This is a genomic window from Streptomyces sp. TAA486 (genome assembly GCF_000426165.1).
The window spans coordinates 435,369-444,315 of sequence record NZ_KE384503.1 but is presented as its reverse complement, the minus strand read 5'-3'; the positions used below and the strand labels follow the sequence as shown (position 1 = coordinate 444,315).

The window sequence follows — 8,947 nt, the reverse complement described above, 5'->3', positions numbered from 1 at the left end:
CGCCGCGACGTTGCCGCGACGGGCGGCACACCCGATCCGGCCCGGCTGGCGCACCGTGCTCGGCCTGCCGCGTGCCGTGTTCGCGGTTGCCACGTTCGTGGGTGCGATGGTGCTGGGAGTCGGCGCCCTGACAGCAGAGGGTCCCACCGCGCGGTACGGAGCATTCGTCCTGCTCATCGGGCTGTGCGGGGTCACGGTCGGTACGGTTGTCCAGCTGCGCCATGTTCTGACGCACCCGGTCGTGGCCGACGACGAGGTCTCACTGACCGCGGACGTCATCATGCGGGTCGAGGACGCCCGCAACGTCGCCACCCCAACTGTGGTGTGGTCGCTGCCGGTTGTGTCGGTGTTCGAGACCGCGCTCGGCTGGTGGATCGCGGCCTGGCTTGTCTTCATCGCCCTGAGCGCCGTCACGCTGGCCCTGATCACCACGCGGAGCGCGCAGAGCGGCACGGTGGCACGGCACGCCATGAGCGCCGGGTGAACCGATGATCGTCATCGACTCCGCCTCGCCCGTCCCGCCGTTCGAGCAGCTCCGCGCCCAGCTCGCCCGGCAGATCCAGGACCGCACACTGACCGTGGGCACCCGGCTGCCGACCATCCGCCGCCTGGCCGCGGACCTCGGCCTCGCCGTCAACACCGTCGGCCGGACCTACCGGGAGCTGGAGGAAGCAGGGCTGATCGAGACCCGCGGACCGGCCGGATCATTCGTCTCCGCAGCCGGCGAGCAGGGACGCGAACGGGCACGCCGCGCCGCCGAGGAGTACGCCACCGTCATCGCCGGCGTCGGCATCGACACCGACGAGGCCATCCGCATCGTCCGAGCGGCGCTGACCAACGGCACCGCGCCATCGCCCTCGTCGTGACGTGATCCGACGAACGTCCGCTCGCTTCGCGACAGCGGCCCCGTCGTCATCAGGGCGTCGCCGGGCTCTGTCCCCTGAGCCAGTCGGCGAATGTCCGGGTGCCGCGGGGGCCGGGGCCGGTCGGCAGCAGGCCACCGGTTCTCATCGCGCCGGGGAAGTAGAGGGGCACGACCGGGCGCCGGCGGACGCCACCCGCGGCGATGAGACTCCGTGCCAGGTCGACCAGCGACTCGACCTGCGGGCCTGCGAGCTCAGGGGCCATCCCCCGTGGAGGTTCGAGTGCGAGGTCGACGAGGGTTTCGGCTACTTCCCGTACGGCGATGGGCTGGACCGGTGCCGTCGGCACCATCGCGATCGGCCCGGGGACACCGCTCAGGGCCTGACCCACGAACTCGTGGAACTGCGTCACCCGCATGATTGTCCAAGGCACCGCCCCACCGCGGATGATCTCCTCCTGCCGCAACTTGCCCGCGTAGTACGGGAGTCCGACCCGGTCGACCCCCACGATCGACGGTGTCACGAGGTGCCGGACCCCGGCGCGTTCGGCCGCCCCGATGAGATTCCGCCCCGCCTTGTCGAAGAAGCCCACAGCCACCGACTTGCGATTCGTGGTCACGTTGCTGACGTCGATCACTCCCTCGGCACCGGTCAGCGCCGCGTCCAGACCCGACCCGCTCACCAGATCGACGCCCTGCCCGCGCGACAGCACCACGGGCTCATGTCCGCGAGCCCGCAGGACCTCCACCACGAACCGTCCGGCCACCCCGGTACCACCGGCAACTGCGATCTTCATGACGGCTCCTGACCACTCGGCGCTGCACGAGAGGAAGGACAAGGGGGCATACCCTTCGCAACAGCCTCCTCTGTGGTTGCGATCGCGATAGTATCATTCGATACGACTCCCCCGCCGACGCTGCACCCATCAGGTCATGCGCCGGTAGCGCCACACGGAGAGCGGGATGAACACAGCGAGGATGCCCGCGACCCACGCGATGGCGCCGCCGAGGGTCGAGGGGACGCCAGGGACGAGCGCCAGCGAACGTGCCGCGTCCGCGGTGAGGGTCACAGGGCTCACGTTCGCGAACGCCTCCAGCCAGCTCGGCATGCTCGAGACCGGCACGAACACCGAGCTCGCGAACACGAGCGGAAACAGGACCACGAAGCCGGCCGACTGAGCCGCCTCGGCACTCCGCACCATCAGCGCGACGAAGGCAAAGATCCAGCTCAGCGCGAGACCGAAGGCGCTGACGAGAACGATGGAGCCGAGGGCCTGAAGGACGCCCGCCTGGAAGCGGAAGCCGATGATGTAACCGATGAGGATCATCAGCCCGATGATCAGGACGTTGCGGACCAGGTCCGCGGCCGTACGACCGACAAGCACCGCGGACCGGGCCATCGGCATGGTCCGGAACCGGTCGATCACACCGAGCTTCAGGTCGTCGGAGAGGCCCAGTGCCGTCATGCTCGCCCGGAACGTCACCGACTGGACGAGGATGCCGGGCAGCAGGTAGTTGATGTACGTGACGCCGTGGGGCAGCGACGGACTGATCGCGCCGCCGAACACGTACGAGAACAGCAGCACGAAGGTGATCGGCTGGATCGTCGAAAAGACCAGCAGATCCGGTTGGCGGATGAAGTGGCGCAGGTTGCGCGTACTGACCACCCGTGCGTCTGCGACGGCGGCACGGAGCGTGCCCGGCGAGAGCCGCCTCCACCACGGTGGTCGCGTCGCGGCCGGGGGACGGGCCTCCCGGGTGCCGGCAGCAGGGACGTCAAGGCTCGGCCTCTCGTCCGCGGTGGCTCCGGGGGCCGCTTCGTCCTCGCTCGGCGGCGCGCCTGTCAGCTGCAGAAACACGTCCTCGAGCGTCGGGCGGCGGAGCCTGAGATCGCGCACCGCGACGTCCGCCGTGCGGAGCGCCGAAGCCGCGTTCTCGATCATCTCGAGGCCGTCATGGGGCGCGGGAAGTGTCAGCTGCGCCAGCAGGTCCCCGGGTTCGGGCTCGCCGCAACCGATGCCGACCAGCGCGGACCGTGCCCTGTCGCGTTCCGCCGCCGTGGCGAGCTCGACCTCCAGGAGCTTGCCGCCGATCCGGTCCTTGAGCTCGTCCCCCGTTCCCTGCGCAATCACGCGACCGTGATCGATCACAGCGACCTGGTCGGCGAGCTGATCCGCCTCCTCGAGGTACTGGGTGGTGAGCAGGAGCGTCGTCCCCTCGCCGACGAGCTCACGCACGACCGACCAGATCTCATTTCGGCTGCGCGGGTCGAGGCCGGTCGTCGGCTCGTCCAGGAACAGCACGCGCGGGCGGGTCAGCAGGCTCGATGCGAGGTCGAGACGTCGCCGCATACCACCTGAGTACGTGCCGACGCGGCGATCGCCGGCGTCGATCAGGTCGAAGCGCTCGAGCAGCTCGTTCGCCCGACGGCGGGCCGCCACGGCCGAGAGATCGAACAGTCGGCCGAACATCTGAAGGTTCTCCCGGCCGGTCAGCATCTCGTCGACCGCCGCGAACTGGCCGGTCAGCCCCAGGAGTTCCCGTACACCGGCGGGATCGTCGACGACGTCGACGCCGAAGATCCTGGCCCTTCCGGCGTCCGGGGCGAGCAGGGTGGCAAGGACCCGCACGAGGGTCGTCTTCCCCGCGCCGTTCGGTCCGAGCAGCGCGAAGACGCTGGCCTCCTCGACGTTGAGATCGATGCCGGCAAGCGCCGTGGTCGTTCGAAAGCGCTTGACGAGACGCTCGACGTGGATGGCGGAACCGGACATCGCTCACTCTCCGAAAGGCGCCCCCTATGAGCCTGATTGTGCCGTCCGTACGGGCTCGAGTACTCCATTGAGAGCTTCTCCGGGCCAGGTGGCGAAGCCGGCCGAGCACCCGCCCGCGGCGATGCGCCCGAGGCGTGTGCGACAACGGCCCCCGACCAACTTGCCTGGTCGGGGGCCGGTTTGCCTTGTCCGTCGCGAAGTCAGAGCTTCTCCATTCCCGTGTACGGGCTGACGATCCGAGCCTTTCTGGAGCCGAAGTCGACGAGCATCGCGATCCCGTCCTCGACACCGACGATTCTCCCGAGGCCGTACTGGTCGTGTGAGACCCGGTCTCCGAGCGCGAAGTGCTTGACCAACGGGTCGGCCGCGGCTTTGAAGGGGCTTGTGGGCAGGTGGCGCCGGGGCGCGAAGGGTTTCGTCATCGTGAGCCCAGTATGCGGGCAACTGGGCCTCAGTGGTCAGGCCTGAGGGGATGCTGGTTCTCATCCTGAGGGGATGCCGGTTCTCATGGGGCAGGCCGAGAGACCGCACCGCCCCATACGCTGACCGGGTGCGCCGCGCGAAGCGAGCCGAGATGGGGTGGGTGCGATGGATCGAGTCGACACGATCGTCGTGGGTGCGGGTATCGCGGGATTGACCGCGGCACGACTCCTTTCCCGGAGCGGCCAGCGGGTCGTCCTGGTCGAGGCCCGCGATCGCATCGGCGGACGTGTGTGGAGCGACCGGGACGGCGGCGTCGTCACCGATCTCGGCGCGTCCTGGATCCATGGGGTCACCGACAGCCCGGTCGCCGCGGCGGCAGCCGCGTTCGGACTGCGGACCGCGGAGTTCACGGTCGGCGGGTACCAGCCGAACAGCCGGCCCATCGCGTACTACGGTCCCTCGGGCGTTCGTCTCACCGACGACGAGGTGAAGCGCTTCGTGGCCGACATCGACGCGGTGGATGCCGAGCTCGCCCGCGTCGTTGCCGCCATGCCGCCGGGGCACTCGTACGCCGAAGCGGTCGAGGCTGCCCTGGCCGCCCAGGGCTGGGGGGCGGAACGCGCCGAGCGCGTCAGGGAGTACCTGCGCCATCGAACCGAGGAGCAGTACGGCGTCTGGATCGACGAGCTCGACGCGCACGGACTCGACGACGATTTGATCGACGGCGACGAGGTCGTCTTCCCCGACGGCTACGACGCCCTGGCGACGCACCTCGCGACGGGACTCGACGTCCGTCTCGAGCACGTCGTCACGTCGGTGCGCTGGTCGTCCGACGGAGTCGAGGTCGCCACCCGTCACGGCGTGTACACGGCGAACCGTGTCGTGGTCACCGTCCCGGTCGGGGTGCTGAAGTCCGCGGAGTTCGTCATCGAACCCCCGCTGCCCGAACCGGTGGCGGGTGCGCTGGCACGCCTCGAGATGAACGCCTTCGAGAAGGTCTTCCTCCGCTTCCCCTCGAAGTTCTGGGACGACGACGTGTACGGCATCCGTCAGCAAGGGCCGGGCGGGATCTGGTGGCACTCCTGGTACGACCTCACCGCCGTACACGGCGCGCCGACGCTCCTCACCTTCGCCGCCGGTCCGGCCGCGCGGGAGACCCGGGGATGGAAGCAGGAGAAGGTCGTCGAGTCGGTCCTCGGGGAACTGCGCAGGCTCTACGGCGAGCGCGTCGAGGATCCCGTCGGTGTGCACGTGACCTCGTGGCAGGACGACCCCTGCTCGCGGGGCTCGTACGCGTACATGACCGTGGGCTCGGCGCCCGAGGACCATGACCTTCTCGCCACCCCCGTGGGAGGCGTGCTGCATCTCGCGGGCGAGGCGACATGGACCGACGACCCGGCGACGGTCAACGCGGCGCTCTGCTCCGGCCACCGCGCCGCGTCCGACGTCCTCGGTCGTCCCATCCCGATCGAGGGCGCGTGGGCCGAGGGCTGAGGTGGTCCGTCGATCTCACGGGACCCCCATCTACCGGTGAGCCATGGAGACAGCGGTCACCCGCGGGCAGGGCCCAAGGCAACGGCCCCGACCAACTTCCCTGATCGGGGGCCGAGTTGCCTCCGCCAGGCAGCTCAAGCGAGCAGGCCGCACGCGACAAGTGCCGTGCGGATGACTTCCGTTTCTTCCTGGTCCGCTTCGACCAGCGGCAGGCGCAGGCCGCCCACACGGTGGCCCAGCAGGTTGAGAGCGGCCTTGACCGGAATCGGATTGGTCGTCACGCCGAGCGCCTGGTAGAGCGGCTGCAAGACCGCGTCGATCTCCGCGCGCCGCTCGGGTTCGTCGACCATGCGCCGCATCAGGTGTCCGGCGACGTGACTGGCGACGAGGATTCCCCCGCAGCCGTTCAGGTCGAGCGTGCGGGCGAAGGCGTCGTCGTTGCCCGCATACAGGCCGAGCCCGTCCACCGGGGCGAGATTGGCGTTGTTGGCCTGCTTGACGTAGTCGATGTGCTCGATCTGGGCCAACTCGGCGAGCAAATCGTTCGGCAAGTCGATACCGGCGCGCGTCGGGACGTTGTACAGCACGACGGGTTTCCCGGCGGCCTTGGCGATCTCCTTGTAGTGCCGCACCAAGCCACGGCGGTTCGGCCGGTTGTAGTACGGCGCCACCGACAGCACCGCGTCAGCGCCCAGCTCAACGGCCCGTTCGGTCATTTCGCAAGCCTGAGCCGTGTTGTTCGAACCAGTGGAGGCGATCACGCTCGTACCGGCCGGCCGCTCGGCACAGGCGAGTTCGATCAGCCGGAGATGTTCGGTGTTGGTGAGGGTGGAGGGTTCCCCCGTTGTCGCGGCCACCACGACACCGTCGGACCCGTTCGCGAGCAGATGACGCAGCAGCGACACAAAAGCCTGCTCGTCAACCTTGAGACCGCTGTCGAAGGGGGTGACGATCGCCGTCAGCACAGACCCCAGCGGCGCACGGCTCATTTCAGTCACATTGACCACCCCTCGCACATTTCGCTGTACGGCACAGCCTCTCCTACCGGCACTTAGGGGGCAACCAACTTGATGGTCCATCCGACAGAGCAAGCCGGAAGGACCATCCCCAATCATCGCGCAGCCCTGGCGCATGTCGCCGCGAGGACCAGCAGCCCGCACGAACGGATCGCGTCTCTCCGTCGGAAGAACCTCGGTCGTGCCACACACGTGCCACGCCGAGAGGGGAACAACGGGGAACCACGGTCACCACCGGGCGGCCACTCACGACAACGACCCCCGACCAACTTCCCCGGTCGGGGGCCGAGTTGCGTGCTATCGGCGCGGAGGCGGTGGGTGTGCTGGTTCAGGACATCGGGCTCCAGCTGAGCCCACTGCCGGTCCGCCGGACTCCATCGCGCCTCACCATGATCACCTTAGGTCGGATCACCTTTCGCAAGGCCCTAGCGGTGGCCTCCGCCGCCGCCTTGGCTGCCGCCGCCGGGACCGCCACCGCCGGGACCACCACCCTGGCTACCGCCGCCGGGACCGCCACCGCCGGGACCACCACCCTGGCTACCGCCGCCGGGACCGCCACCGCCGGGACCACCAGCCTGGCTACCGCCGCCGCCTTGGTTGCCGCCGCCGCCCTGGCTGCCACTGCCGCCTGGGCCACCGCCCTGGCTGCCACCGCCGCCCTGGCTGCCACTGCCGCCTGGGCCACCGCCCTGGCTGCCACCGCCGCCCTGGTGACCGCCACCGCCTTGGCTACCGCCACCGCCGCCGCCTTGGTTGCCGCCACCGCCTGGACCACCACCCTGGTGACCACCGCCACCGCCTGGACCACCACCGCCGGGACCACCACCCTGGTGACCACCGCCACCGCCTGGACCGCCACCCTGGTGACCGCCACCGCCGCCGGGACCACCACCCTGGTGACCACCGCCACCGCCGGGACCACCACCCTGGTGACCACCACCCTGGTGACCACCACCGCCCTGGTGACCACGGCCGTGGTCGCTGCCGCCGCGGTCCTTGCCGCCGTGGTCGCTGCCGCGGCCGTTGTCGAGCAGGCCACCGACTCTGCCCAGCAGCCTGTCCAATCCGTGGCCCTTGTTCGACGAGTTGTCTCCGCCGTCGTTCGACGAGCCGCCTCCGCCGTCGCTCGGAGGAGCACCCCCGCCATCGCTCGGCGGAGCACCCCCACCATCGCCCGGCGGAACACCCCCACCATCACTCGGCGGAACACCCCCACCATCACTCGGCGGGGGAGGCGGTGAGGGGTCATCGTTGTGCCTCTCGGGGGGAGGCATATTGGGGTGCAACCCGCCGTCACTGTCACTGACTTGGTCCGACCAGTCGACCTGCGAGGGGGCATCGGCGTCCCCAGCAGGCGGGCGTTCGCCAGTTGCATCATCCGGGTCAGTGCCCAGGCCGGGTGGAATCAAGAGGCCCGGCGTGCCGCTGCTCTCGTTTCTCGCTTCACCGTCATTCAACGCTTGCACGCTGAATGCCACTGTCCCGAACGCCGCGGCCGCTGCAATGGCCATGAGAACGGTCTTGCGGCGTCGGCCCGGACGCGAGCCGGCTGTGCCGTCCGAGGCAGATGCAGGCGGTGCGGTGGCCTCGGCGGGCTTGGACGGGGCGGGATTCCACTTGTACAGGAACGTCTCGAAGGCCCGATCGACTTCTGCTGCGGCCATGAGCACGCACGGACAGGGCGATGTGCCGTCGATCTGGATAAGTGCCCCGCATGTTGAGCACGTTAGCGCTGCCACCCTCGGCCTCCTCAACGGATCCGCTGTGTCGCGTTCCCTTGCGGCACTGTTCACGCGCCGAGCACGGCGCACAGTCCGCAGGCTGGGTTGAACGTTAAAGGGGATTGCAGCAACAGGACCGATAGTGCTCTGCTTGTGAGCAGACTTGGCACGGATGAACCGTGTTGCACCCGACAACACGGCCGAAATCCCGAGGCAGCAGTGACCCTCACCTCGCATGAGACGTGGGCACGTGAATTGGGCCGGTTGATCACGGAGTTGCGTGCCTCGGACATGAACCGCTTCCTGCGCAACGGCGGAGCCGCCGGCACCGGAACCCTCCGGTTCGACTCACCGTGCTGGACCGCCAACAAACCGCTCGGCACGATCGACGCCACATAGGCAACCTGGCGAACACCGGCACTCGGCAGCGAACGTCGACGGAAGGGGGCCGTTGCCGTACAGCAGCCAAGTACAGCAACCTTGCTGACCGTTGGCAGCCGTAAGCCCCTCTTGTCGTCGCTTGCGTGACCGCTCCAACCGTAGATGTCCGAGCTGTCCACAGCTACGGATCAGGAGGCGTCGCATCATTGCGTCAGCACAGCCGCGCTGAGTGGTTCCACGTGGAACAGTGCGGCCGGGATGACATCAGTGACAACACCA

9 protein-coding genes and 1 pseudogene are annotated in these 8,947 nt (G+C 69.0%); 5 read left to right on the top strand and 5 right to left on the bottom strand.

Translation table 11 applies throughout. From position 1 onward, the window contains the following. Together I004_RS0129765 and I004_RS0129760 are read left to right on the top strand one after the other, a co-directional pair. On the top strand, nucleotides 1–484 hold a 484-nt coding region (locus I004_RS0129765), incomplete at its 5' end, for a hypothetical protein (protein ID WP_028438460.1). Nucleotides 485–488: 4 nt separating this feature from the next. Continuing rightward, nucleotides 489–866: a GntR family transcriptional regulator gene (locus tag I004_RS0129760; RefSeq protein ID WP_028438459.1), complete on the top strand. Its 378-nt coding sequence runs from the start codon at nucleotides 489–491 to the stop codon at nucleotides 864–866. 49 nt (nucleotides 867–915) lie between these two features. Here the strand turns inward: I004_RS0129760 and I004_RS0129755 are convergent, their stop codons facing one another. The 4 genes and pseudogenes from I004_RS0129755 to I004_RS0129740 all read right to left on the bottom strand — a co-directional run bounded on the left by I004_RS0129755 (nucleotide 916) and on the right by I004_RS0129740 (nucleotide 4,055). Then, nucleotides 916–1,659 carry an NAD(P)H-binding protein gene (locus I004_RS0129755; RefSeq protein WP_028438458.1) on the bottom strand — a complete coding sequence of 248 codons (744 nt, stop codon included), beginning with the start codon at nucleotides 1,657–1,659 and terminating at the stop codon, nucleotides 916–918. A 129-nt stretch (nucleotides 1,660–1,788) separates the two neighbouring features. Continuing rightward, nucleotides 1,789–2,529 carry an ABC transporter permease gene (locus I004_RS40635; RefSeq protein ID WP_486580652.1) on the bottom strand — a complete coding sequence of 247 codons (741 nt, stop codon included), beginning with the start codon at nucleotides 2,527–2,529 and terminating at the stop codon, nucleotides 1,789–1,791. Nucleotides 2,530–2,610: 81 nt separating this feature from the next. After that, nucleotides 2,611–3,633: pseudogene (locus I004_RS40630) on the bottom strand (ATP-binding cassette domain-containing protein); the annotation flags it as partial. A 200-nt stretch (nucleotides 3,634–3,833) separates the two neighbouring features. Beyond that, on the bottom strand, nucleotides 3,834–4,055 hold the full coding sequence (locus I004_RS0129740; protein WP_028438457.1) for a hypothetical protein: 222 nt from the start codon (nucleotides 4,053–4,055) through the stop codon (nucleotides 3,834–3,836). A 166-nt stretch (nucleotides 4,056–4,221) separates the two neighbouring features. Between I004_RS0129740 and I004_RS0129735 the strand changes: the two genes are divergently transcribed. Continuing rightward, nucleotides 4,222–5,550, top strand: coding sequence for an NAD(P)/FAD-dependent oxidoreductase (locus I004_RS0129735; RefSeq protein ID WP_028438456.1), 1,329 nt, complete (start codon nucleotides 4,222–4,224; stop codon nucleotides 5,548–5,550). Between the two features lie 134 nt (nucleotides 5,551–5,684). On the opposite strand, the gene dapA is transcribed toward I004_RS0129735, so the two are convergent. Beyond that, nucleotides 5,685–6,539: a 4-hydroxy-tetrahydrodipicolinate synthase gene (gene dapA, locus I004_RS0129730; RefSeq protein WP_028438455.1), complete on the bottom strand. Its 855-nt coding sequence runs from the start codon at nucleotides 6,537–6,539 to the stop codon at nucleotides 5,685–5,687. Between the two features lie 416 nt (nucleotides 6,540–6,955). Between dapA and I004_RS40010 the strand changes: the two genes are divergently transcribed. Together I004_RS40010 and I004_RS39710 are read left to right on the top strand one after the other, a co-directional pair. Further along, on the top strand, nucleotides 6,956–7,807 hold the full coding sequence (locus I004_RS40010) for a hypothetical protein (protein WP_486580632.1): 852 nt from the start codon (nucleotides 6,956–6,958) through the stop codon (nucleotides 7,805–7,807). Nucleotides 7,808–8,506: 699 nt separating this feature from the next. Beyond that, nucleotides 8,507–8,686 (top strand): hypothetical protein, encoded by a 180-nt coding sequence (locus I004_RS39710; RefSeq protein WP_158677143.1) that lies wholly within the window; start codon nucleotides 8,507–8,509, stop codon nucleotides 8,684–8,686. Nucleotides 8,687–8,947 lie beyond the last annotated feature (261 nt).